The sequence below is a fragment of the Streptomyces sp. GMY02 genome (genome assembly GCF_019056675.1).
In the GTDB taxonomy this organism is placed as follows: domain Bacteria; phylum Actinomycetota; class Actinomycetes; order Streptomycetales; family Streptomycetaceae; genus Streptomyces; species Streptomyces odonnellii.
In genome coordinates this window covers 2,360,516-2,384,068 of sequence record NZ_CP077658.1, presented here as the reverse complement: position 1 = coordinate 2,384,068, position 23,553 = coordinate 2,360,516, and the positions used below count along the sequence as shown (strand labels likewise).

Sequence of the window (23,553 nt, the reverse complement as noted above, 5' to 3'; positions counted from 1 at the left end):
AAGTGACAGTGAACACAGCATGGCCGGGCAATGAGCTGGAAGAGGTGCTCGCCGCCTCGCTCGGCAGCCAGGGAGCGGGCGGCCGGCTGGTGGAGGTGCTCGGGCGCAGCGAGGTGTGGGTGCCGCTGCCCAACGGCGGCGGTCCGGACAGCCCCGCCCTCGATCTGCCGACCCTGGAGATCGAGGGCGCTCCGTACGTTCCGGTCTTCAGCTCCCAGGGGCAGTTCGTCCAGTGCGTCGGCGCCCATATGCCCTTCACGATCGCACCCGCGCGCGAGTTCGCCCGGGGTCTGCCCCCGCAGCTCGGTATAGCGGTCAATCCCGGCGGCATGGTCGGGATGCCGTTGCCGCCGCCCGCCGTCGCCGAGCTGTGCCGGTCGGGGCGCAGCCCGCTGGACGGGCCGGCCACCGGCGGCCGGGTCAGGCTCTTCGAGCCGGACTGGCAGGAGGACCCGGTCGACTTCCTGGCCGCCGCGGGGAGCGAGTTCGAGACATCAGGGGTGGTGCTCTCGGCCCGCCGCGCGCTCGCCAGCGTCGAGGGGGATTCGCCGGCGCTCTTCATCGGCGTACAGCTCTCGTCCTGGGATGCGGCCGACCGGAACGCGCCCCTGGACGCGCTCGGGCGCGCGCTGGGGCGCGTGGCGGTGGGCTGGCCGGTCAACCTCATCCTGCTGGATGTGGCCCAGGACCCGGTCGGTGACTATCTACTCGCGAAGGTACGGCCCTTCTACCAAAGGGCGTAGCCACGGGTACGCCGGGCCGCCGCGGATAGGCCCGGCCTTCGCGGGTACGACAGCGGGGGAGAGCGGCTCGCCGTACGCGGCCCGGCACACCGGATGCCGGTGTCGGAGCGGCCGCCCAGGACCTGCCTGTTGGGCCGGGCGAGCCCGGCAGGGCCCGAAAGGCAGGGCCTAAGCTGGTTTGATGACTCAGCCTTCGTACCGGGTGCCCGGAGCGGCCCCGCGGGACGGGGCCGGGGAGCTTCGGGGGGAGCTGGCCGAATGGTGGATCGAAGAGGGGCGGGACCCAGAGTGAGCGCGTCAGGCACCGCGGCGGCCGGGCAGGTCGAGCACATGCTGCGCCAGGTGACGCCAGGGCGCTACGACGCGTACGAGGCGCTGCTCCAGGCCCTCGCCGACGACAGCGTGTGGATGCTGCTCTGGCACGGCAGTGCGGGCTCGCCCGACGCCCAGTACGGAAACATGGAGATCGAGGGCCTGGGGTACGCGCCCTGTGTCACCTCCGCGCAGGAGCTGGCCGTCAGCGGCTGGACCCGGGCGCACGAACTGGTCACCGGCCGCGACATCGCCCGCGCCCTCTACCCCGACCGCTGGGGGATCTGGCTGAATCCGCATGCCCCGGGCGGCGGTGTCGGGATCCCCTGGCTCGATCTGCGGCGGATCGCCACCGGCCTCGACCGGATGCCCGCGGGCCCGCTGCGCCTGTCGGAACCGGCCATCGAGCTTCCGCAGTTCTACGCCCTGCTGACCCAGAACGCCCATCGCACCCCCGCGGTCCGCTCGCTGCGCCGCGCCTGGGTGCAGCCGGCGCTCGGCGTCCCGTATCTCACCATCGGACTCGACCTGTACGACACGAGTCCGGCGTCGGTGGATTCCGTACGGACGATGATGCGGCAGTCGATCAGCGCGGTCCCGGACGGGCTGCCGGTCTCGACGGTTGCGATGTCCGACGAGTACGACCCGGTGACGATGTGGCTGCGCGCCAACTCCCGCCCGTTCTACGCCCGTGAGGCGCACGGCGCGGCGGCCGCGGCACCCGCGACGGGGTACGGCTATCCGCCGCCGGCCTCCCGGGCGTACTGAACCACGCACTGAGCCGTACCGAGGGGCGCCCTGAGGGGCGCCCCTGGCCATGTCCGAGGCATGCGCGTACGGTGCCGAACGCCTGCGGCGGCGATGTGGATGATCCGATTCCGCCCAGTGTGCAATGAGTCGCGCGGTATGCCCGATCTGGGGGAATAGTGGCCGAGTTGGTCCGCTGAGACGGTCGGGGCGTCCGGATAACGGAAACCCTCTACCCGCATCACGTTTGAGCAAACATTCCCCGGGAGGGCTGGCGGGTGATCGCGAAATGACTGAAGACTCCGTGCAGCAGGTGGTCCCGGCCTGGTGTGCGACGCGCTGACAGACAGCGGTTTCCGCCACAGGGGGGGCTAGAGGGTCCACATGCGACATGTGATGTGAAAGTGCCGCTACAGCGGCGGTCATGGGCCGGCCACCGTCGGCCGAGAGGGGTCTCCAGCGCAATGACGGCACCTATCGAGACCACCGGGTCGGCGGCGACAGCGCAGCCGGAAGCGGTCCTGGAGGGCGCCGGGGGCAAGCAGATCGAGGGCCGTTCGCTCGGCCGGATCGCGTGGACGCGTTTCAAGCGGGACAAGGTCGCCGTAGCGGGCGGCATCGTCGTGATCCTGCTGGTTCTTGTCGCCGTACTGTCCAAGCCGATCCAGGCCGTGTTCGGGCTCGACCCCAACGCCTTCAACCAGGACCTGGTGGATCCGACCCTGCTGGCGCCCAAGGGCGGCTTCGGGGGAATGAGCTGGGATCACCCGCTGGGTGTCGAACCCCAGACCGGGCGCGACATCCTGGCCCGTATCATCGAGGGCTCATGGGTCTCCCTGGTCGTCGCGGCCGGGTCCACACTGCTCTCGGTCGTCATCGGCGTCGTGATGGGCGTGGTGGCGGGGTTCTACGGCGGCTGGGTGGACAGTGCCATCAGCCGCATGATGGACACGTTCCTCGCGTTCCCGCTACTGCTTTTCGCGATCTCCATCTCGGCGTCGCTCCAGGGCAACGCCTTCGGCCTGTCGGGGCTGCCGCTCCGTATCGCCGTACTGATCTTCGTGATCGGGTTCTTCAGCTGGCCGTACATCGGCCGGATCGTGCGTGCGCAGACCCTCAGCCTGCGTGAGCGGGAGTTCGTGGAGGCGGCCAGGTCACTGGGCGCGCGCGGACCGTTCATCCTGTTCCGCGAGCTGCTGCCGAACCTGGTCGCGCCGATCCTCGTGTACTCCACCCTGCTGATCCCCACCAACATCCTCTTCGAGGCTTCGCTGAGCTTCCTGGGTGTCGGTATCGCTCCGCCGCAGTCGTCGTGGGGCGGCATGCTGTCCACCGCGGTCGATCTCTACCAGGTCGACCCGATGTTCATGATCATCCCCGGCATGGCGATCTTCATCACCGTGCTGGCCTTCAATCTCCTGGGGGACGGGCTGCGTGACGCACTCGACCCCCGTGGCAAGTAAGAGCGGCCCTGCCGCACATCGTCAATCGAGGGGGCTTTCCTCAGGATGAACAGCAGAAAGACGGCAGCGGCCATCGCCGTGACGCTGGCCATGGCGCTCGGTGCGAGCGCCTGTGGCAGCTCCGACAAGGACAGTGACGGCAGCAAGGGGGGCGGTAGCGCCAAGGCCGATGCCGGACTGTCGAGCATCGTCAACGCGTCCGACAAGAAGGGGGGAACGGTCGTCTACGAGCACTCCAGCGGCCCCGACTCCCTGGACCCGGGCAACACCTACTACGGCTGGGTGCAGAACTTCTCGCGCCTGTACGCCCGTTCCCTGGTCACCTTCAAGCCGGCCGCGGGCAAGGAAGGCCTCGAGGTCGTCCCCGACCTCGCGACCTCGCTCGGCAAGGCGAGCCCGGACGCCAAGACCTGGACGTACACGCTCCGCAAGGGCGTGAAGTTCCAGGACGGCACCGAGATCACCTCGAAGGACGTCAAGTACGCGATCGAGCGCAGCAACTTCGCGCCCGAGGCCCTGTCCAACGGCCCCACCTACTTCAAGGCCTATCTTGAGGGCGGCGAGAAGTACAAGGGCCCGTACAAGGACAAGTCCCCCGAGGGTCTGAAGTCCATCGAGACCCCCGACCCGTACACGATCACCTTCAAGCTCAACAAGCCGTTCGCGGACATGGACTACCTGGCCGCCTTCTCGCAGACCGCCCCGGTCCCGCAGAAGGCCGACAAGGGTGCCGAGTACGTCCAGAGCATCGTGTCCTCCGGCCCGTACAAGTTCGACTCGTACAGCGAGAGCAGCGGCGCGACGCTGTCCCGCAACCCCGAGTGGGACCAGGCGAGCGACCCGATCCGCAAGGCGCTGCCGGACAAGATCGAGCTGAAGCTCAACGTCAACGCGACGACGGTCGACGAGCACCTGCTCAGCGACACGATCACCGCCGACGCCGCGGGCACCGGCCTCCAGGCCAAGACCCAGCCGAAGGTGCTCGTCAAGGCCGATGAGAAGGCCAAGACGGACAACCCGTACGCGGGCGCGCTCGCGTACATGGCGATCAACGTCAACGTGAAGCCGTTCGACAACATCGAGTGCCGCAAGGCCGTGCAGTACGCGGTGGACAAGGCCGGCGCGGTCAACTCCATCGGTGGCGCGGTCAAGGGCGACCCGGCCAGCACGGTGATCCCGCCGTCGGTGAGCGGTTACAAGAAGTTCGACCTGTACCCGACGCCGGGCAACAAGGGCGACGAGGCCAAGGCCAAGGCGGCGCTGACCGCGTGTGGCAAGCCGGGCGGCTTCACGACCACGCTGACGGCCCGCTCGGACCGTCCCGACGAGGTCACCGTCGCCACCCAGATCCAGGAGAGTCTGAAGAAGATCGGCATCACCGCCGAGATCAAGACCTTCCCGGCCGACAAGTACTTCACGGACTTCGCCGGTGTGCCGGACTGGGTCCACAAGAACAACGCGGGTCTCATGATGATGGCCTGGGGTGCCGACTGGCCGACCGGCTTCGGCTTCCTCGACCAGATCGTCAACGGTTCGGCCATCAAGCCCTCCGGTGGCACGAACCTGATGGAGCTGAACGACCCGAAGATCAACAAGGCGCTCACGGACGGTATCGGCACGGTTGACCCGGCCGCCCGTACGGCCGCCTGGGGCAACGTGGACGAGATGGTCATGCAGAACGCCTCGGTCGTCCCGCTGTTCTACAAGAAGAACCTGCTCTACCGGCCCGACTCCGCGGCCAACGTCACGGTCACCGAGGCCTACCTCGGCATGTACGACTACGTGCTGATGAGCTCGACCAAGTGACACCCGGGGTCACCGGGAATTCCCGGTGACCCCGCGCAACGCGTAACACGTAACACCTGTACATCAAAACAGCACCCCCCGAAAGGCAGGTGAAGGTGCCGGGCCGTCCTGGCGTACCCCGTCAGGACGGCCCGGCACCAAACGGCTGTGGCTGCGTACATCATCCGACGCGTCTTCGCCGCGGTGTTGCTGCTGCTGGTGGTCAGCGCAGTCACGTTCGCGATCTTCTTCCTGGTGCCCCGGCTCGGCGGCCAGACGACCGACTCGCTGGCCGCCCAGTACATCGGCAAGAGTCCTACCCCGGACGCCATCGCCGCCGTCAAGAAGAACCTGGGGCTCGACGACCCCCTCTATCTCCAGTTCTGGCACTTCATCAAGGGCATCGTGGTCGGCGCCGAGTACAACTTCGGCCCCAACCCCTCGGTCTGCCATGTGCCGTGCTTCGGCTACTCGTTCAAGACACACATCGAGATCTGGCCCGAGATCGTCCAGCGCATACCGGTGACCCTGTCGCTGGCCGTCGGCGCGGCGGTCATCTGGGTCCTCTCCGGTGTCGCGATCGGCGTGCTCTCCGCGCTCAAGCGGGGATCGATCTTCGACCGGCTCGCCATGGGCGTCGCCCTGGCCGGTGTCTCACTGCCGATGTTCTTCACGGGACTGGTCTCGCTGGCCCTGTTCAGCTTCCACTGGACGATCTGGGACAACCTCGAATTCGTACCGTTCACCGAGAATCCGGGCGAGTGGGCCTGGAATCTGATTCTTCCCTGGTGCACGCTCGCCTTCCTCTACTCCGCGCTCTACGCACGGCTCACCCGAGCCGGAATGCTGGAGACGATGGGTGAGGACTACATCAGAACCGCGCGGGCCAAGGGGCTCCGGGAGCGCAAGGTGGTCGTCAAGCACGGCCTGCGCGCCGCGCTGACCCCGCTCGTCACCATCTTCGGCATGGACTTCGCGCTGCTGCTCGGCGGCGCGGTCATCACCGAGCGGGTCTTCTCCTTCCAGGGCATGGGCGCCTTCGCCATCCAGGGCGTGACCCAGAGCGACCTGCCCAAGGTGATGGGGGTGACGCTGGTCGCCGCCTTCTTCATCGTTGTCTGCAACTTGCTGGTGGACCTCGTGTACGCCGCGATCGACCCCCGGGTGAGGCTCTCATGAGCGACGTACAGAAGCCGGACGCCGAGAAGGCCAGCACGGGTACGAGCGCGGGCGCCGGGTCCGAGGGCGCCGCCGAGCAGTTCCTGTCCGTACGGGACCTGCGGATCCACTTCGACACCGACGACGGCCTGGTGAAGTCCGTCGACGGCGTCAGCTTCGACCTGAAGGCCGGCCAGACCCTCGGTATCGTCGGCGAGTCCGGCTCGGGCAAGTCCGTCACCTCGCTGGGCATCATGGGCCTGCACAGCTCCGAGCGGGCCCGTATCTCCGGTGAGATCTGGCTGGACGGCGAGGAGCTGATCGGCGCGGGCACCGATCGGGTGCGCGAGCTGCGCGGCCAGAAGATGGCGATGATCTTCCAGGACCCGCTGTCCGCGCTGCACCCGTACTACAGCATCGGCGCGCAGATCGTGGAGGCCTACCGCGTCCACAACGCCGTCGACAAGAAGACCGCGAAGAAGCGGGCCGTCGAGATGCTCGACCGGGTCGGGATCCCCGAGCCGGCCAGGCGCTACGACGACTACCCGCACCAGTTCTCCGGCGGTATGCGCCAGCGCGCGATGATCGCGATGGCCCTGGTCAACAACCCCCAGTTGCTGATCGCCGACGAGCCGACGACCGCCCTGGACGTGACCGTCCAGGCGCAGATCCTCGACCTGATCCGGGACCTCCAGAAGGAGTTCCACTCGGCGGTCGTCATCATCACCCACGACCTCGGCGTCGTCGCCGAGATCGCGGACGATCTGCTGGTGATGTACGCGGGGCGGTGTATCGAGCGCGGCTCCGCCGAGAAGGTCTTCTACGGGCCGCAGCACCCGTACACCTGGGGGCTGCTGGGCTCGATGCCGCGGATCGACCGCGAGCAGACCGACCGGCTGGTGCCGGTCAAGGGGACCCCGCCCAGCCTGATCAACGTCCCGTCCGGCTGCGCCTTCCATCCGCGCTGCCCGTACGCCGACATCCCCAAGGGCAACATCACCCGCACCGAGCGTCCCGAGCTGCGGCAGATCACCGACGGGCACTTCTCCGCCTGCCATATGACGCCGGCGGAGCGGGAACGGATCTGGACCGAAGAGATTGCGCCGAAGCTGTGACTGATCTGAGCAAAGAGATTCCCGAGCAGGGGGCGGGTCAGGGACCGGGTGGTACGGACGCGTCGGCGCCCGAGCCGCTTCTCAAGGTCACCGGCCTGGTCAAGCACTTCCCCATCACCAAGGGTGTACTCAAGCGCAAGGTGGGCGCGGTCCAGGCGGTCGACGGACTGTCCTTCGACGTACGTCCCGGGGAGACCCTGGGCGTGGTCGGCGAGTCCGGCTGCGGCAAGTCGACGATGGGCCGGCTGATCACCAGGCTGCTCGAACCGACCGGCGGAAAGGTCGAGTTCGAGGGCCGGGACATCACGCACCTCTCGGCCGGGGCCATGCGCCCGATGCGCCGCGATGTGCAGATGATCTTCCAGGACCCGTACGGTTCGCTGAACCCGCGCCACACCATCGGCGGGATCGTGGGCACCCCCTTCAAGCTCCAGGGCATCCGTCCCGAGGGCGGCGTGAAGAAGGAGGTCCAGCGGCTGCTGGAGCTGGTGGGCCTGAGCCCCGAGCACTACAACCGCTATCCGCACGAGTTCTCCGGCGGCCAGCGCCAGCGCATCGGGATCGCCCGCGCGCTCGCGCTCAACCCGAAGCTGGTCGTGGCGGACGAGCCGGTCTCGGCGCTGGACGTGTCGATCCAGGCGCAGGTGGTGAACTTGCTGGACGACCTCCAGAAGGAGCTCGGCCTGACCTATGTGATCATCGCGCACGACCTCTCGGTCATCCGCCATGTGTCGGACCGCATCGCGGTGATGTACCTCGGCAAGATCGTCGAGCTGGCGGACCGTACCTCGCTGTACGAGTCGCCCAAGCACCCGTACACCAAGGCGCTGCTGTCCGCGGTGCCGGTGCCGGACCCGAGCAGGCGCGGCGGGAAGAGCGACCGGATCCTGCTCAAGGGCGATGTGCCCTCGCCGATCAAGCCGCCGAGCGGCTGCCGCTTCCACACCCGGTGCTGGAAGGCGACGGAGGTGTGCAGGACGACCGAGCCGCCGCTGATCCAGCTCGCGCCGGGGCACCAGGCGGCCTGCCACCACCCGGAGAACGCTCCCGACCAGAGCGCGCAGACGGCCGCGGTGACGGGCGGCGCCGCGGAGACCGGGACCACGAAGTAGGTAGGGCCCGGGATCGCTCTACTCCTGGCCGGCCCCTGGACTTTCGGGTCCAGGGGCCGGCTTTGTCGTGACCTTTGTAAGCTACCGCTTAGTACAATCCTCTTGTAGTGTTGCGTTCCATGGCACAGGCATCCATCGCGTCCATCGGGGACAGCGAGTTCGACCGCGACACCGCCGTCACCGCACGTGCGGAGGGCGTCTACGAGACCCGGCTCGCGTCGGGTTGGACGATCATGAACGTCGTCAACGGCGGCTATCTGCTGGCGGTGATCGGGCGCGCACTTGGTGACGCCCTGCCGCACTCCGACCCGTTCGCCGTGTCGGCGCACTACCTCACGCCGTCGACCCCCGGTCCCGCCGTGATCCGTACGGAGGCGGTACGGACCGGCCGTACGCTCTCCACCGGCCAGGCGTCCCTCTACCAGACCGCCGAGGACGGCACCGAGGTCGAGCGGATCAGGGTCGTCGCGTCGTACGGCGATCTGGACGCGCTGTCCGACGACATACGGACGGCCGCGAAGCCGCCCGAGATGCCGCCGCTGGAGCGCTGCATCAGCACCGCCGACGGGCCCACGCCGCCCGGGGACTTCTCGATGATCGACCGGCTGGCCCTGCGGCTCGACCCGGCCACGGTGGGCTGGGCGGTCGGCGCGCCGTCCGGGCGGGGCGAGATGCGTGCCTGGTTCGCGTTCGGGGACGGCCGGGACGCCGATCCGCTGTCGCTGCTGCTGGCGGTGGACGCGCTGCCGCCCACGGCGTTCGAGCTGGGGCTCAAGGGATGGACCCCGACGGTCGAGCTGACCGCCCATGTCCGCTGCCGGCCGGCGCCGGGGCCGCTACGGGTCGCGCTCACGACGCGTAATCTCGCCGGGGGTTTCCTGGAGGAGGACGCGGAGATCTGGGACAGCGCGGACCGGTTGGTGACCCAGTCCCGCCAACTCGCCCGCGTGCCGCGGGAGTAGCGCCGCGTGAGTAATGCCACGTACGTAGTGCCGTGTGAATAGTGCTGCGCGGGTGACGGTCCGGCGGTGTTCTCATGCGCCGCGGTGTTCTGTCCTTGTGTGCCGGACGGGCGCGTGCTCTGTCTTCGAGTGCCGGACCGGCGCGGTGTCCTGTCCTCATGCGCCGCACGGGCGCGGTGCTTTGTCCTCAGGCGTCGGACGGGCGCTCTGTCCTGTCCTCGTGTGCCGGACCGGCTGACGGCCGTTCGGCGCTCGGGCGTGCGGGGCGCGCCGGGTCGGCCACGGCCTGGCCTGGACCGGACGCGTGTATGGCTCCCCCGACTCGTAGAATCGTGCCCACCATGGCTTACCTCGACCACGCCGCGACCACTCCGATGCTGCCGGAGGCGATCGAGGCGATGACCGCCCAGTTCGCCCTCGCCGGCAACGCCTCCTCACTCCACGCCGCCGGGCGCCGGGCCCGCCGTACCGTCGAGGAGGCCCGCGAGACCCTCGCGGAGGCCCTCGGCGCACGGCCCAGCGAGGTGGTCTTCACCTCGGGCGGCACCGAGGCCGACAATCTCGCAGTCAAAGGCCTGTACTGGTCCCGGCGTGACGCCGATCCGGCCAGGACCCGGGTGCTCGCCAGCCCGGTCGAGCACCACGCCGTCCTCGACGCGGTGGACTGGCTCGCCGAGCACGAGGGCGCGACGGTCGAGTACCTGCCGGTTGACTCGTACGGGCGCGTCTCGCCGGAAACCCTGCGCGAGGCCATTGAGCGCGGTCCCGGCGATGTGGCGCTGGCCACGGTCATGTGGGCCAACAACGAGATCGGCACCATCCTGCCGGTGCCCGAACTGGCCGAGGTGGCGGCGGAGTTCGGCATTCCGCTGCACTCCGACGCCGTCCAGGCCTTCGGCCAGACGGAGCTGGACTTCGGTGCCTCGGGCCTTGCCGCGATGACCGTCTCGGGCCACAAGATCGGCGGCCCGTACGGGATCGGCGCGCTGCTGCTGGGGCGTGAGTACACCCCCGTACCCGTTCTGCACGGCGGCGGGCAGGAGCGGCATGTGCGCTCGGGCACGCTCGACACCCCGGCGATCGCGGCCTTCGCCGTGGCCGGGCGGCTGGCCGCCGAGCGGCGCGAGCAGTTCGCCCGGGACATCGGAGCCCTGCGGGACGAACTGATCGGGGCCGTACGGGAGGCCGTCCCCGACGCGGTCCTCGGCGGCGACCCGGTCCACCGGCTGCCCGCCAACGCGCACTTCAGCTTCCCGGGCTGCGAGGGCGACTCACTGCTGCTGCTGCTCGACGCCCAGGGCATCGAGTGCTCGACCGGCTCGGCCTGTACGGCGGGTGTGGCGCAGCCCAGCCATGTCCTGCTGGCCACCGGCAGCGACCCGGACCTGGCCAGGGGCACCCTGCGCTTCTCCCTCGGCCACACGTCCACCGGGGCGGATGTGGAAGCGGTCGCGAAGGCCATCGGCCCGGCCGTCGACCGCGCCAGAAACGCGGGACTCAGCTAGGCCGTGTCTGACACATCCCGTCTGGCGCGCGACGCCTGGCACGCACGCTCGCGGCGTTGTCGGAGTCGCCCGAGTACGTCCAGTACGCGGGCGATCCTCCGCCTTGCGATCGCACGCACCAGCCGCCGCGCGCCCCGCCCTGCGGGCGGACGACGCTATTTGTCCGACACGACCTAGGACCCCTCCCGGCTGCCTGGGGCCAGGGCTTTCGAGGTGGCCTCGGGCCCAGCCGCACGGCCGGGGTCCGAGGCGGGGCCGCAGCCGGGGCCCGGGGCCGGGCTCTACGGCGCCGGCTCGTCAGGGCCCGTTTCAGGCCGCGCCCGTGCCGGACGGGCCTGCCCCGGCCGTGCCCGCTTCCCGTACCAGCTCGATGTAGCGGTCCCAGTCCCAGTACGGCCCCGGGTCCGTATGGTCCGTGCCCGGGACCTCCACATGCCCGATGATGTGCTTCCGGTCCACCGGGATCCCGTACCGCGCGCATATCCCCGCGGTCAGCCGCGCCGACGAGCGGTACATGGCGTCCGTGAAGGACGACTTCTCGTCCACGAAGCCCTCGTGCTCGATGCCTATGGACCGTTCGTTGTAGAGCCGGTTGCCCGCGTGGTACGCCACGTCCAGCTCGCGGATCATCTGTGCCACATGCCCGTCCTTGCGCACCACATAGTGCGAGGCGGCGCCGTGGGCCGGGTCCCGGAAGACCTTGAGCGCCACCTGATAGCTGCCCTGGACGACATGGATGACCACGCGGTCCACGGCGTAGTCGGCCGGCCGGTCCGCCCGCCGCCAGTTCGCGGGGGAGGCCGCGATCCACTGCGCCGGAGCGTAATCGAGCTCACCCTCCTTGCGCGGCTTGTTGATGCCCGGCACCCGCCACCACACCCGTGAGACCTGCTCCCGCGCCAGGATGCCGCCGCCGAGCAGCGCCGCGGCGCCGCCGATCAGCACCGTCCTGCGGTTGATTTCCCCCGCGTCCGCGGCGCCGCGATGGCGTCCGCAGGCCTGCCCGCCGCCGGTCGTCCCCGGTGTGTAGTCGCCCATGTGATCGTCAACGCAAACCGGAGCGACTCCGGTTCCCGCCGGGCCGTACTCTGGTGTGGTTATGACTCACAATCCCGAGCGGAATGCTCAGCGTCCCCTCCGTGTGCTCGCCGCCATGTCGGGCGGCGTGGACTCCGCCGTCGCCGCCGCCCGCGCCGCCGACGCGGGCCACGATGTCACCGGGGTGCATCTGGCGCTCTCCGCGAACCCGCAGTCCTTCCGTACGGGTGCGCGCGGCTGCTGCACCATCGAGGACTCCCGTGACGCGCGCAGGGCCGCCGATGTGATCGGCATCCCGTTCTACGTCTGGGACCTCGCCGAGCGGTTCCGTGAGGATGTCGTCGAGGACTTCGTCGCGGAGTACGAGGCGGGCCGCACCCCGAACCCCTGTCTGCGCTGCAACGAGAAGATCAAGTTCGCCGCGCTGCTCGACAAGGCGCTCGCCCTCGGCTTCGACGCCGTGTGCACGGGCCACTACGCGACGGTCGTCACCGGTCCGGGCGGTGCCCGCGAGCTGCACCGGGCCAGCGACATGGCCAAGGACCAGTCGTATGTGCTCGGTGTCCTGGACGAGCGGCAGCTCGCGCACGCGATGTTCCCGCTCGGTGACACCCTCACCACCAAGGACGAGATCCGCGCCGAGGCCGAGCGGCGCGGTCTGGCCGTCGCGAAGAAGCCCGACAGCCATGACATCTGCTTCATCGCGGACGGCGACACCCAGGGCTTCCTCGCGGAGCGGCTGGGCCGGGCCGAGGGCGACATCGTGGACGAGTCCGGTACGAAGGTGGGCAGCCACGACGGCGCGTACGGCTTCACCATCGGCCAGCGCAAGGGCCTGCGCATCGGCCGCCCGGCCGCCGACGGCAAGCCCCGCTACGTCCTGGACATCTCGCCGGTCGACAACACCGTGACGGTCGGTCCGGCCGCCGCGCTGGACGTCGTGGCGCTGACGGCGATCAAGCCCCGCTGGTGCGGTACCGCGCCCACCGGCCCCGGCGGCTACACCGCCCAGCTCCGCGCCCACGGCGGCGAGACACCGGTGACGGCGGAGCCGGCGGCGGACGGCACACTTCGGGTGAGTTTCGAGGAGCCGGTACGGGGCGTGGCGCCCGGGCAGGCGATCGTGCTGTACGACGGCACGCGCGTGGTCGGCTCGGCGACGATCGCGACCACCCAGCGGCGTAAGGCGGCTCTGGCCGGTTGACGGAACGGGCCGTCTTCTTTACAGACGCCTTTTTTACGGACGTCTTTTTTTACGGACGTCTTCTTTGCGGAATGTACGGAACGGGTCGGCCTCTTCAAGGAGGCCGACCCGTCAACAGCGGTCCCGTACCGCCGCGGGCGTCAGCGGCCGGCCTGGAGCGCGGTCCAGGTGCCCGCCCCGACGATGCCGTCCGCGGTCAGACCCCGGCTGCTCTGGTAGTCCCGTACCGCCTGGGCCGTACCGGACCCGAACTGCCCGTCGATGGACACCGTTCGCCCCAGCGCGGCCGTCAGCGCACGCTGGAGGCGCTGCACCGCCGCGCCCGAGCTGCCCTCGCGTACGACGGTCTGGGCCCCGGCCGAGAGCAGCGCCGTCCACGTGCGGGAGCCGATCACGCCGTCGGCGGTGAGCCCCCGGGCGGACTGGAACGCCGAGACCGCGCTGGTGGTGCGCGAGCCGAAGACGCCGTCGGCGGTGCCCGCGTTGTACCCCTGCTGGTTCAGCAGGGTCTGAGCCGCCGTCACCTGGGCGCCGGTGGAACCACTCCTGAGGGTGGAGTACGAGGCGAAGTCGAGCTGTACGCCCCCGCCGCCCGAACTGCCGCCCACGAGCTGCATGTAGTAGTTCCAGTTCCAGTTCGGTCCCGGATCGGTGTGGTCGTTGCCCGGCACCTCGGCGTGGCCGACGATGTGGCCCCGGTCCTTGGGTATGCCGTACCGCTCGCACAGATACTTCGTCAGCGCGGCCGAGGACCGGTACATCGCGTCGGTGAACCAGCTCGGGTCGGCTATGAAGCCCTCGTGCTCGATCCCCAGGCTGGAGGAGTTGGCCGAGCGCGCGTGGTAGGCGGTGTCGCTGTCGCGGACCATCTGGGTGATCGCGCCGTCCGAGGAGCGCACCACATAGTGGGCGCTGACCTTCGAGGACGGGTTCTGGAACCAGCTTATGGTCCCGGCGTACGAGCCCTGGGTGACATGGACGACCACCGTGCTGATCGACGCGGACCGGCCCGCCGAGTAGTTGGCCGCGTTGGCCGGGACCCATGCGGCGGGCGGATAGTCGGGGCTGAGCGCGGCCCGCCCCTCGCGCGTGCCCGCCGTCGCGTAGGAACCGCGCTCGGGTGCGACGGCGCGCGGCCGTACGGTGACCCGCTCGCCGCCCGTGACCGGCGCGCTGATGCCCTCGGCGAGGAAGGTGTAGACGGTGTCGGCGTAGAGCCGGGCGGTGGCGGGGTCGGCCGCCCCGCCGTACTGGGCCACCACGGGGTACCAGGCGTCGACGCTCCGGCGCTCCGTCGCGTCCAGCCCCAGCCCGTCGGCGTACGAGCGCAGGACGGCGGCGCCGCCGCGGATGTTGGCGGCGGTGTCCTCGCGCAGCTCGGCGCGCGGCTCGCCGGTCAGCTCGGCGGCCCGCTCCAGGGTGCGGCTGCTGGGATTGCTGACGAGATGCATCACGCCGTAGCCGTTGGCCTGGCTGGGCTCGCCGTCGTGCCCGTCCAGATGGGTCTCGCCGTATCCGACCGCCACCAGCAGGTCGCGCGGTACGCCGAACTCGGCCGCAGCCTGCCCGAAGGCCCGGCTCATGGTGTCGCGGCCCGCGGTGTCGCGCGCGGGCGGGCCGACGGGAGCGGGCGCGGCGCCGGCGGGCTGGGCCGTGGCGACGAGCACCGTGGTGATCAGGGCGCCGAGCGCGGACAGCGCCGTCCGTCTCCATGGCGTCGATCGTCGGTACATGCTTCCTCCAGGTCGGTCGGTGCGACGGTCTCCGCCTAGGCGGAGGCGGGTCTACGCCCGTTGAACGACCAGACCTATCGGTCAGTCATGCTCACGTCAACCCTGTTCAACTGCCGCTCCCTGAAACAGGGTTGAGCGATTGTCGCAGGACGGTGCGAGGCGGCCATATCGCGGCGAGACAGGTTGAGCGCGACCGGTGCGGCGGACCTCGCCTACGCCGTGAAGAACTCCTCGAGCACCGGCGCCAGCACATGCGGGGCCACATCGTGGGTCTGGCCCGTGAGGGTGCGGTGGCGGCCCCGGGGGAGGGCCCGGGCCACCGACCTGGCCGCGTTCCGCAGCAGCACCGGGCTGCACCCGCCGTCCACGACCATGGCGCGGGTCCTGATGCCCTTCAGCCGCTCGGCCGGTACCCCGCCGGGCCCCAGCACCGCGCTGTCGTACGCGAGCGTGTGCGCCAGAGCCGTCAGATCCGCCCACATCGGCGACCGCCGCATCCCGGCGACCGCCTCGGGCAGCACGCCCACCACCGACAGGAACAGCTCGACGGCATCGTCCCGCGACTCACGGTCCAGCAGCTTGCCGAGGCGCTCCGCATAGGCCGAGTGCGCCGCCAGATCCGCCGGATCGACGGCGTACGGCGGCTCGTACAGCGCGAGTTGAGTCACCGTCACACCGGCGGCAGCGGCCTCCAGGACGAGCGCGGCGCCCGAGGAGACGCCGTACACGGAGGCGCTGCCGCCGGCCTCCGCGATCAGGGCCGCCAGATCCTCGATCTCCCGCTCCACGGTGTACGGAGCGGTGTCACCGCTGGCGCCGCGCCCGCGCCGGTCGTAGACGAGCACCTCGAAGGCCGGCGCGAGCAGCTTCGCCAGCGGTGCTTGCGACTCCGCCGTGCTGAGCGCGCCGCCGACCAGAATCACCGGCGGTCCCTCGCCCAGGCGGCGATAGGCGACAGGGGTGCCGTCCCCCGATATGGCAGTAGACATCATGTCCATGTTGGGGGAGACGAGCGGGCGCCGCACAACTCATCGTTCAACCGGGGAGATTTTTTTCGGCCCGTCTTTCCGCAGGCCAGGGCTTTTTCTCAGGCCGCGACCACTTCGGTTTCGTAGAAGCAGAAGTGGTCCTTGATCGGAGCGACTTCGTCCTTGGGCGTGGGGTAGGCCCAGACCAGATCCGCGGCACCGGGCAGCGACCAGTAGGCCGCGTCGCCCTTGAACGGGCAGTGGGTGGTGGTCTCGGACGGCGTCAGCAGATCCGTACGCACATCCTCCGGCGGGAGGTAGTAACGGACGGGGCAGCCGGTCTCCCGCAGCACCAGCGGACGCCGGCTCTCGGCGAGCACCTGTCCGTCCCGTACGACGCGGACATGCTCGGCGCCCTGCTCGACGGTGATGGTGTGTCCCGTGGTCATGGTGATCGGTCCCTTCGGTGTTTCCCGGCTCACTGGCTCGTGCACTTTCCTCAGCAACGGACCGGCGCGCAGTCTTCCCCGCGGGCCCGTACCGGCACCTATGGTGGCCGCATGAATATCTGTGTCTTCCTCTCCGCCGCCGATCTCGACGACCGCTACACCCGCCCCGCCCGTGAATTCGCCGAGCTGCTCGGCAAGGGCGGCCACACCCTGGTGTGGGGCGGCTCCGACAAGGGACTGATGAAGGTCGTCGCCGACGGGGTGCAGGAGTCCGGCGGCCGGCTGGTCGGTGTCTCGGTGGATTTCCTCCATGAATTCGTGCGGCCCGGCGCCGACGAGATGGTGATCGCCAAGGACCTGTCCGAGCGGAAGGCACTGCTCCTCGCCAAGTCCGACGCCGTTGTGATCATGGTCGGGGGTACGGGCACGCTGGACGAGGCCACGGAGATCCTGGAGCTGAAGAAGCACGCCCTGCACACCAAGCCCGTGGTACTCCTCAACACCGCGGGCTTCTACGACGGGCTGAAGCAGCAGTTCCTCCGGATGGATGAGGAGGGCTTCCTGCCCGTCCCCCTCACCGACCTGGTGTTCTTCGCCGAGGACGGGGTCGGTGCGCTCGCCCATCTGGAGGAGAGCGCGGGCGTGCGCTGACCGCTCCGCCGTGATGCGACCATGACGGCATGGCTACCCATCTCATCACCGGTGCGGGCTCGGGCATCGGCGCCGCCGTCGCGCGCCGGCTGCACGCGCGCGGCGACGATCTGCTGCTGCTCGCCCGCGACGCCGGCCGCGCCAAGGAACTCGGCGCCGACTTCCCCGGCGCCCGTACGCTCGTCGGCGACCTCGCCGCGCCCGACCGGCTCTCCTGGGCGCTGGCCCAGCAGTCGCTGCCCGACCGGCTCGACTCGCTCCTGCACATCGCGGGCATCGTCGACCTCGGCACGATCGCCGAGCTGACCCCCAAGGTCTGGCAGAGCCAGCTCCAGGTGAATCTGGTCGCCCCCGCCGAGCTGACCCGGCTGCTGCTGCCCCAGTTGCGGATCTCCCGGGGCCAGGTGATCTTCGTCAACTCCGGGGCCGGGCTCAACGCCCACGCCGAGTGGGGCGCGTACGCCGCCTCCAAGCACGGCCTCAAGGCGCTCGCCGACTCGCTGCGCCACGAGGAGAAGCCCAACGGTGTCCGTGTGACCTCGGTCTATCCGGGCCGCACGGCGAGCCCCATGCAGGCCAGGGTGCACCAGCAGGAGGGCAAGGAGTACGACCCCTCGCTCTGGATGGACCCCGAGTCGGTGGCCACGACGATCATCACGGCACTCGACCTGCCGCGCGACGCCCAGATCGACAATCTGACCGTACGGCCGGGCCGATGAGCGGTACGGAGCAGACGGGCGGTCTCCGCTGGGGGCCCGCCACCGGCGTCGGGTCGATGCCCGGCGGCGACGCCCGGGAGGCCGCCAAAGCCGTCACCGGAACCTTCGAGGACTTTCCGTACCTGCCCGAACTGCCCGGCCGGGGCCCGGGCGCCGACATGATCGGCCGTACGGCGGGGCTCCTCGTCGAGGTCTACGCGCGCGTGGAGCCCAGCGGCTGGCGGATCGGCGACCGGCCAGGGCGCGACACCAGGCGGGCCAGGTCCTGGCTGGGCGAGGACCTCGACGCGCTGGAGGAGTTCACCCAGGGGTACGAGGGCCCGCTCAAGATCCAGGCCGTCGGGCCCTGGACGCTCGCGGCCGCCCTGGAGCTGCGCAACGGCGAGGCGGCGCTCAGCGACCCCGGGGCCTGCCGGGATCTGACCGGATCGCTGGTGGAGGGGCTGACCGGGCACCTCGCGGAGGTACGGCGCCGGGTGCCGGGGGCCGTACCGGTGCTCCAGCTCGACGAGCCGTCCCTCACCGCCGTACTGCGCGGCCAGGTCAGGACCGCCAGCGGCTACCGCACCCACCGGGCCGTGGACCGGCAGATCGTGGGGGGCGCGCTGCGCGAGGTGACCGCGGTGAGCGGGGGGACGGCGGTCGTGCACTCCTGCGCGCCCGACGTGCCGTTCGCGCTGCTGCGGCGGGCGGGCGCCGCCGGTGTCTCCTTCGACTTCGGACTGCTCACCGAGCGTGACGAGGAGCAGATCGGGGAGGCGGTGGAGGGCGGTACGAAGCTCTTCGCGGGGATCGTGCCGGGCACGGAGGGCCCATTGTCCGACCCTGCCGGTAGCGTCATGGGTGTCAGAACGCTGTGGCGCAGGCTGGGGCTGAATCCGGGGACTCTCGCGGAGTCCCTGGTGCTCACCCCGTCGTGCGGGCTCGCGGGCGCTTCGCCCGCGTACGCGCACGCCGCGCAGGCGCACTGTGTCAGGGCCGCGAGATCCCTCGCGGACAACCCTGAGTGACGATCCCGGGTGACGGGTCATGGGTGAACGGGAGGACGAGACGGTGGCTGGCGAAGAGCGGACCGCAGTACCGGCGCAGGCGCGATCGGCCGTGCCCGCGGAGGCACGGGATCGGCATGCCCAACTCGCCGAGCAGATCGAGGAACACCGCTTCCGGTATTACGTGAAGGACCAGCCGGTCATCAGCGACGGGGAGTTCGACCGGCTCCTGCGGTCGCTGGAGGAGCTGGAGGAGACGTATCCGGAGCTGCGTACGCCCGACTCGCCGACCCAGAAGGTCGCGGGGGCGTACGAGACGGAGTTCACCGCGGTCGAGCACCGCGAGCGGATGCTCTCCCTGGACAACGCCTTCGACGACGAGGAACTGGCCGCGTGGGCCGACCGGATCGCCAAGGACGTGGGCACCACCGACTACCACTTCCTGTGCGAGCTGAAGGTCGACGGCCTCGCGGTCAACCTCACGTACGAGCACGGCAGGCTGACCCGCGCCGCCACCCGTGGCGACGGGCGTACGGGCGAGGACATCACCCCCAATGTCCGTACGATCGCCGAGATCCCGCACCGCCTCGCGGGCGAGCGCGTGCCCGACCTCGTCGAGATCCGCGGCGAGGTCTACTTCCCGATGGAGGCCTTCCAGGAGCTGAACACGCGGCTGGTGGAGGCCGGGGACAAGCCGTTCGCCAACCCGCGCAACGCGGCGGCCGGTTCGCTGCGCCAGAAGGACCCCAAGATCACCGCGACCCGGCCGCTGCACATGGTGGTGCACGGCATCGGGGCGCGCGAGGGCTTCGACATCGACTGCCTCTCGCACGCGTACGGCCTGCTCCGCGAATGGGGCCTGCCCACCGCCCGGCACAACAAGGTGGTCGGAGGGCTCGACGGCGTCCGGGAGTTCATCGCGTACTACGGGGAGAACCGCCACTCGGTGGAGCACGAGATCGACGGAGTGGTCGTCAAGCTCGACGAGATCCCGCTCCAGGGCCGGCTCGGCTCGACCTCGCGCGCCCCGCGCTGGGCGATCGCCTGGAAGTACGCGCCGGAGGAGGTCAACACCAAGCTGGTCAATATCCGGGTGGGCGTGGGCCGTACGGGCCGCGTCACGCCGTACGCGCAGGTGGAGCCGGTCACGGTCGCCGGATCCGAGGTCGAGTTCGCCACCCTGCACAACCAGGACGTGGTGAAGGCCAAGGGCGTGTGGATCGGCGACACCGTCGTGCTGCGCAAGGCCGGAGACGTGATCCCGGAGATCCTCGGCCCGGTCATCGATCTGCGCCCCGACGACGCGTACGAATTCGTGATGCCCGAGAAGTGCCCCGAGTGCGGCACGGAGCTGCGGGCCATGAAGGAGGGCGATGTCGATCTGCGCTGCCCCAACGCGCGTAGTTGCCCTGCCCAGTTGCGCGAGCGGCTGTTCTATCTCGCCGGCCGCAAGTGCCTCGACATCGAGAACTTCGGCTATGTGGCCGCCGCCGCCCTGACGAAGCCGCTGGAGCCCGAGACACCGCCGCTGCTGGACGAGGGCGATCTGTTCGATCTGACCGTCGATCAGCTTCTGCCCATCAAGGCGTATGTCCTCGACCAGGACAGCGGACTGCCCAAGCGCGACCCGGAGACCGGCGAGGAGAAGATCGCCACGGTCTTCGCCAACCAGGAAGGCGCGCCGAAGAAGAACGCGCTGGCGATGCTGGCGAATATCGCGGCGGCCAAGGAGCGCCCGCTGGCCCGGATCATCGCCGGGCTCTCCATCCGGCATGTGGGGCCCGTCGCGGCCGTGGCGCTCGCCAGGGAGTTCCGTTCGATCGACAGGATCGAGCAGGCCACGGAGGAGGAGCTGGCGGCCGTCGAGGGCGTCGGACCGACCATCGCGGCCTCCCTCACCCAGTGGTTCCAGGTCGACTGGCACCGCGAGATCCTGCGCAAGTGGCGTGCGGCCGGGGTCCGGATGGAAGAGGAGGGCACCGGCGAGGACGAGGGGCCGAGGCCGCTGGAGGGGCTGACGGTGGTCGTCACCGGCACCCTGGAGCGGTACACGAGGGATGGCGCAAAAGAGGCGCTTCAGAACCTCGGCGCGAAGGTAACGGGCTCTGTTTCGAAGAAGACCGGGTTCGTAGTGGTCGGAGAGAATCCCGGTTCGAAGTACGACAAAGCGATGCAGCTCAAGGTGCCCGTGCTGGACGACGACGGCTTCGCGGTCCTGCTCGCACAGGGCCCCGACGCGGCCAGAGAGGTCGCGCTGACCGCCGAGGAGGAGGCCCCCGGGACGGATGCCGAGGGGGCGTCAGGGGAGACGGCCCAGGAAGCAGCCGGGGAAAGCACCGCGGAGTAGGGCGGGCCGCGCCGGATCAGGGCCCCAAAGCTCACCCGTTCGGCGCATATCAGATGGATACGGATGGGCGGGTCGCATTCGGGCAAGAGCTGTAGAGCGCTGCCCGTTGAGGCCTTCCGCGGCCTACTGTTGGGATGTGCGCCTGTCGTGCACGGCTGCGTGGTGCGGTTTCAGCCGTGATGGCATGACAACGTGCCATCGCGTGGCATCGGCTCCGCCGGCTGTGAGAGGGACGGGAATGAAACCGACCGAGAGCGCCGCCCCGGTCTCACCCCCGCGCGGATTCGCGGGAATCAGGGGTATCGCGACCAGGACACCCGCTCTGGTGGTGGGACTCGCCGTGGTCCTGCTGGCCACCGGTCTGATCCGTACGGTGCGTGAGGGCCACGCGCTCTTCCCCGGCGGCTCGACCGGCTGGGCCATGGCCGTACTGACCGGCATCATCGTCGGGCATCTCGTGGCGCTCGGCCGCGACCGGTGGTGGGGCGGCACGGGCTCGGGCGCGGCCCTCACCCTGGCCGTCCTGCTGCTGTACGGCTGGGTGCCCGCCGTCCTCGTCAGCCTGTCCGTCGTGGTGCTGGTCGGTATGGCGCGCAGACACCGCTGGCGCCAAGGAGTCCTGCACGGCGCGGCGGACATGCTGGGCATCGGGGCCGCCGCGCTCGTGCTGAGGCTGTTCGACGTGCTGCCCACCGTGGAGAAGCCCTGGAATCCCCTCGATTGGGGTATCGAGGCCGTCCCGGAAATCATGCTGGCCGCCGGGGTCCATCTGATGGTCACCCGGGCGCTGTTGTGGTACGCGGTGGCTCCGCAGGGCGGCGGGCTGCCGACCGTGGCGCGCACGGCGCTCTTCCGGCAGGGGCTGGTCGCGGTCGCCCTGCTCGGGATCGCCCCGCTGATCTGTGTGGTCGCGATGACGCTGCCGGTGGTGCTGCCGCTCTTCTCCATCCCGCTGATCGCCCTCGACTCCACGCTGTGGATCGCCCGGGCGCGGGCCGAGGAGCAGCTCCGTGACCCGCTGACCGGACTGCCCAACCGGCAGTGGCTGCTGGAGCGCACCTGGTCGGCGTTGGAGGACGCGGAAGGGCTCGGCGCCCGGTCGGCACTGGTCCTGATCGACCTCGACCGGTTCCGTTCCGTCAACGACACCCTCGGGCACCTCGCGGGGGACCGGCTGCTGCTCCAGATAGCCGACCGGCTCCGGCTGGCCCTGCCGCGCGGGGCGGAGGCCGCGCGGCTCGGCGGCGACGAGTTCGCGGTGCTGCTGCCGACGTGCGACTCCGCCACCAGCGCCCAGCGCGTCGCCCGCCATCTTGTGGCCGAGCTGTCCTCGCCGCTGGACCTCGACGGCCTCACCCTGGTCCTGGAGGCCAGCGCCGGGGTCGCCGTCTACCCCGAGCACGCCCTCGACGCCGAGGGCCTGCTGCGCCGCGCCGATGTCGCGATGTACCAGGCGAAGCGCGACCGTACCGGCGTCGAGGTGTACGAATCCAAGCGGGACTCCAACACCCCCGACCGGCTCGGTCTGCTGGGAGACCTGAGACGCGCCCTGGACGCGGGCGAGGTGGAGCTGCACTACCAGCCCAAGGTCCGCTTCGACGGACAGGTCGCCGGCCTTGAGGCCCTGGTGCGCTGGGTGCACCCGGAGCGCGGCCGGGTCCCTCCCGACGAGTTCATCGCCATCGCCGAGTCCTCGGGCCTGATGCCGCACCTCACCGAGTACGTCCTGGAGACGGCTCTCGCCCAGGTCGCCCGCTGGCGCTCCCAGGGGCTGATGGTGCCGGTCGCCGTCAATGTCTCGCCGCGCGATGTGCACACCCCCGGTTTCGCCGGAGCGGTCGCGGCGCGGCTGGCCCGGCACGGCGTACCGGCGGGCTCCCTCCAGTTGGAGATAACGGAACACGTCCTGCTGGAGGACCCGCAGCGCGCCGCCGACACCCTGGCGGGGCTGACCGGGCACGGCGTGAAGATGTCCCTGGACGACTTCGGTACGGGGTACTCCTCGCTGGTGCATCTGCGGCGGCTGCCGGTGAGCGAGCTGAAGATCGACCGCTCGTTCGTGGCCCGGCTGGCCGTCGACACCGAGGACGCGGAGATCGTCCGCTGCACCGTCGACCTGGCGCACTCCCTGGGCCTCCTGGTCGTCGCGGAGGGCGTCGAGGACGACGAGACCTGGGAGCGGCTGCGGGATCTGGGCTGCGACGCGGTCCAGGGCTGGCTGGTGGCCGCCGCGATGCCGCCGCCCGAGGCGACGGCCTGGCTGCTGGCCCGGGGCAAGCGCGGCTGGCAGCGTCCGGCGGAGCTGGAGGCGGCCCGCCGCGAACAGTCGGGCCAGGTCGTCCAGTAGCCGGCCCTGCGCGCCGAACCAGCCGGACCAGCCGGACCACTCGACCCGGGGCACCGGACCTGCCGGCCGCGGCACCGTACGAGCCGGACCGCAGCCGCCGCATGGGCCGCCCTGCGGCACCGTACGAGCCGGAGCGGGCCCGCCGCATGCGCCGGGCCGGGGCACCGTACGAGCCGGACCGAGGCCGCCGCCAGGCTCCAGGGCCG

19 protein-coding genes are annotated in these 23,553 nt (G+C 70.3%); 15 read left to right on the top strand and 4 right to left on the bottom strand.

Going from position 1 to position 23,553, the window contains the following annotated elements:
* Nucleotides 1-8 precede the first annotated feature (8 nt).
* The 9 genes from KQY30_RS09880 (at nt 9) to KQY30_RS09840 (ending at nt 10,902) form a co-directional block, all read left to right on the top strand.
* Entirely contained in the window at nt 9-743 is a 735-nt protein-coding gene (locus KQY30_RS09880) for an enhanced serine sensitivity protein SseB (RefSeq protein ID WP_217306502.1), read from the top strand.
* Nucleotides 744-1,031: 288 nt separating this feature from the next.
* Entirely contained in the window at nt 1,032-1,823 is a 792-nt protein-coding gene (locus KQY30_RS09875; RefSeq protein ID WP_217306501.1) for an enhanced serine sensitivity protein SseB C-terminal domain-containing protein, read from the top strand.
* A gap of 443 nt (nt 1,824-2,266) precedes the next feature.
* The gene (locus KQY30_RS09870) at nt 2,267-3,265 is read left to right on the top strand and encodes an ABC transporter permease (RefSeq protein WP_217306500.1); all 999 of its coding nucleotides are present in this window, start codon (nt 2,267-2,269) and stop codon (nt 3,263-3,265) included.
* A gap of 45 nt (nt 3,266-3,310) precedes the next feature.
* A complete protein-coding gene (locus KQY30_RS09865) occupies nt 3,311-5,071 on the top strand; it encodes an ABC transporter substrate-binding protein (protein WP_217306499.1) in 1,761 nt (586 codons plus the stop codon).
* 147 nt (nt 5,072-5,218) lie between these two features.
* Nucleotides 5,219-6,229, top strand: a complete 1,011-nt coding sequence (locus KQY30_RS09860; RefSeq protein ID WP_217306498.1) for an ABC transporter permease — start codon at nt 5,219-5,221, stop codon at nt 6,227-6,229.
* Entirely contained in the window at nt 6,226-7,323 is a 1,098-nt protein-coding gene (locus tag KQY30_RS09855) for an ABC transporter ATP-binding protein (protein WP_217306497.1), read from the top strand. The genes KQY30_RS09860 and KQY30_RS09855 overlap by 4 nt, the downstream gene beginning before the upstream one ends.
* Nucleotides 7,320-8,435, top strand: coding sequence for an ABC transporter ATP-binding protein (locus KQY30_RS09850; protein WP_217306496.1), 1,116 nt, complete (start codon nt 7,320-7,322; stop codon nt 8,433-8,435). The genes KQY30_RS09855 and KQY30_RS09850 overlap by 4 nt, the downstream gene beginning before the upstream one ends.
* Before the next feature lie 119 nt (nt 8,436-8,554).
* Complete coding sequence (locus KQY30_RS09845; protein WP_217306495.1) at nt 8,555-9,397, top strand: thioesterase family protein; 843 nt, start codon at nt 8,555-8,557, stop codon at nt 9,395-9,397.
* Between the two features lie 341 nt (nt 9,398-9,738).
* Entirely contained in the window at nt 9,739-10,902 is a 1,164-nt protein-coding gene (locus KQY30_RS09840; RefSeq protein ID WP_217306494.1) for a cysteine desulfurase family protein, read from the top strand.
* A 309-nt stretch (nt 10,903-11,211) separates the two neighbouring features.
* Here the strand turns inward: KQY30_RS09840 and KQY30_RS09835 are convergent, their stop codons facing one another.
* A complete protein-coding gene (locus tag KQY30_RS09835; RefSeq protein WP_217306493.1) occupies nt 11,212-11,940 on the bottom strand; it encodes an N-acetylmuramoyl-L-alanine amidase in 729 nt (242 codons plus the stop codon).
* Between the two features lie 61 nt (nt 11,941-12,001).
* Between KQY30_RS09835 and mnmA the strand changes: the two genes are divergently transcribed.
* Nucleotides 12,002-13,144: a tRNA 2-thiouridine(34) synthase MnmA gene (mnmA, locus tag KQY30_RS09830; protein WP_217306492.1), complete on the top strand. Its 1,143-nt coding sequence runs from the start codon at nt 12,002-12,004 to the stop codon at nt 13,142-13,144.
* Between the two features lie 140 nt (nt 13,145-13,284).
* Here the strand turns inward: mnmA and KQY30_RS09825 are convergent, their stop codons facing one another.
* From KQY30_RS09825 to KQY30_RS09815, 3 genes are all read right to left on the bottom strand, one after another.
* A complete protein-coding gene (locus KQY30_RS09825; protein WP_217306491.1) occupies nt 13,285-14,877 on the bottom strand; it encodes an N-acetylmuramoyl-L-alanine amidase in 1,593 nt (530 codons plus the stop codon).
* Between the two features lie 212 nt (nt 14,878-15,089).
* Complete coding sequence (locus tag KQY30_RS09820) at nt 15,090-15,866, bottom strand: alpha/beta fold hydrolase (RefSeq protein ID WP_217306490.1); 777 nt, start codon at nt 15,864-15,866, stop codon at nt 15,090-15,092.
* 98 nt (nt 15,867-15,964) lie between these two features.
* Nucleotides 15,965-16,300: a DUF427 domain-containing protein gene (locus KQY30_RS09815; protein ID WP_046505174.1), complete on the bottom strand. Its 336-nt coding sequence runs from the start codon at nt 16,298-16,300 to the stop codon at nt 15,965-15,967.
* 105 nt (nt 16,301-16,405) lie between these two features.
* Here KQY30_RS09815 and KQY30_RS09810 point away from each other — a divergent pair, with 105 nt between their 5' ends.
* From KQY30_RS09810 to KQY30_RS09790, 5 genes are all read left to right on the top strand, one after another.
* Entirely contained in the window at nt 16,406-16,945 is a 540-nt protein-coding gene (locus tag KQY30_RS09810) for a TIGR00730 family Rossman fold protein (RefSeq protein ID WP_217306489.1), read from the top strand.
* Nucleotides 16,946-16,974: 29 nt separating this feature from the next.
* Nucleotides 16,975-17,664, top strand: a complete 690-nt coding sequence (locus KQY30_RS09805; RefSeq protein WP_217306488.1) for an SDR family oxidoreductase — start codon at nt 16,975-16,977, stop codon at nt 17,662-17,664.
* A complete protein-coding gene (locus KQY30_RS09800) occupies nt 17,661-18,674 on the top strand; it encodes a methionine synthase (RefSeq protein WP_217306487.1) in 1,014 nt (337 codons plus the stop codon). Before KQY30_RS09805 ends, KQY30_RS09800 begins: the two co-directional genes overlap by 4 nt.
* A gap of 19 nt (nt 18,675-18,693) precedes the next feature.
* Complete coding sequence (ligA, locus tag KQY30_RS09795; RefSeq protein ID WP_217306486.1) at nt 18,694-21,000, top strand: NAD-dependent DNA ligase LigA; 2,307 nt, start codon at nt 18,694-18,696, stop codon at nt 20,998-21,000.
* Nucleotides 21,001-21,238: 238 nt separating this feature from the next.
* The gene (locus tag KQY30_RS09790; RefSeq protein WP_217306485.1) at nt 21,239-23,347 is read left to right on the top strand and encodes a bifunctional diguanylate cyclase/phosphodiesterase; all 2,109 of its coding nucleotides are present in this window, start codon (nt 21,239-21,241) and stop codon (nt 23,345-23,347) included.
* Nucleotides 23,348-23,553 lie beyond the last annotated feature (206 nt).

Coding starts and splice junctions, on each gene's coding strand:
- KQY30_RS09870 (WP_217306500.1), top strand. CDS start 2,267: ATGACGGCACCTATCGAGACCACCGGGTCGGCGGCGACAGCGCAGCCG.
- KQY30_RS09865 (WP_217306499.1), top strand. CDS start 3,311: ATGAACAGCAGAAAGACGGCAGCGGCCATCGCCGTGACGCTGGCCATG.
- KQY30_RS09855 (WP_217306497.1), top strand. CDS start 6,226: ATGAGCGACGTACAGAAGCCGGACGCCGAGAAGGCCAGCACGGGTACG.
- KQY30_RS09845 (WP_217306495.1), top strand. CDS start 8,555: ATGGCACAGGCATCCATCGCGTCCATCGGGGACAGCGAGTTCGACCGC.
- KQY30_RS09840 (WP_217306494.1), top strand. CDS start 9,739: ATGGCTTACCTCGACCACGCCGCGACCACTCCGATGCTGCCGGAGGCG.
- KQY30_RS09835 (WP_217306493.1), bottom strand. CDS start 11,940: ATGGGCGACTACACACCGGGGACGACCGGCGGCGGGCAGGCCTGCGGA.
- mnmA (WP_217306492.1), top strand. CDS start 12,002: ATGACTCACAATCCCGAGCGGAATGCTCAGCGTCCCCTCCGTGTGCTC.
- KQY30_RS09825 (WP_217306491.1), bottom strand. CDS start 14,877: ATGTACCGACGATCGACGCCATGGAGACGGACGGCGCTGTCCGCGCTC.
- KQY30_RS09820 (WP_217306490.1), bottom strand. CDS start 15,866: ATGTCTACTGCCATATCGGGGGACGGCACCCCTGTCGCCTATCGCCGC.
- KQY30_RS09810 (WP_217306489.1), top strand. CDS start 16,406: ATGAATATCTGTGTCTTCCTCTCCGCCGCCGATCTCGACGACCGCTAC.
- KQY30_RS09805 (WP_217306488.1), top strand. CDS start 16,975: ATGGCTACCCATCTCATCACCGGTGCGGGCTCGGGCATCGGCGCCGCC.
- KQY30_RS09800 (WP_217306487.1), top strand. CDS start 17,661: ATGAGCGGTACGGAGCAGACGGGCGGTCTCCGCTGGGGGCCCGCCACC.
- ligA (WP_217306486.1), top strand. CDS start 18,694: ATGGGTGAACGGGAGGACGAGACGGTGGCTGGCGAAGAGCGGACCGCA.
- KQY30_RS09790 (WP_217306485.1), top strand. CDS start 21,239: ATGAAACCGACCGAGAGCGCCGCCCCGGTCTCACCCCCGCGCGGATTC.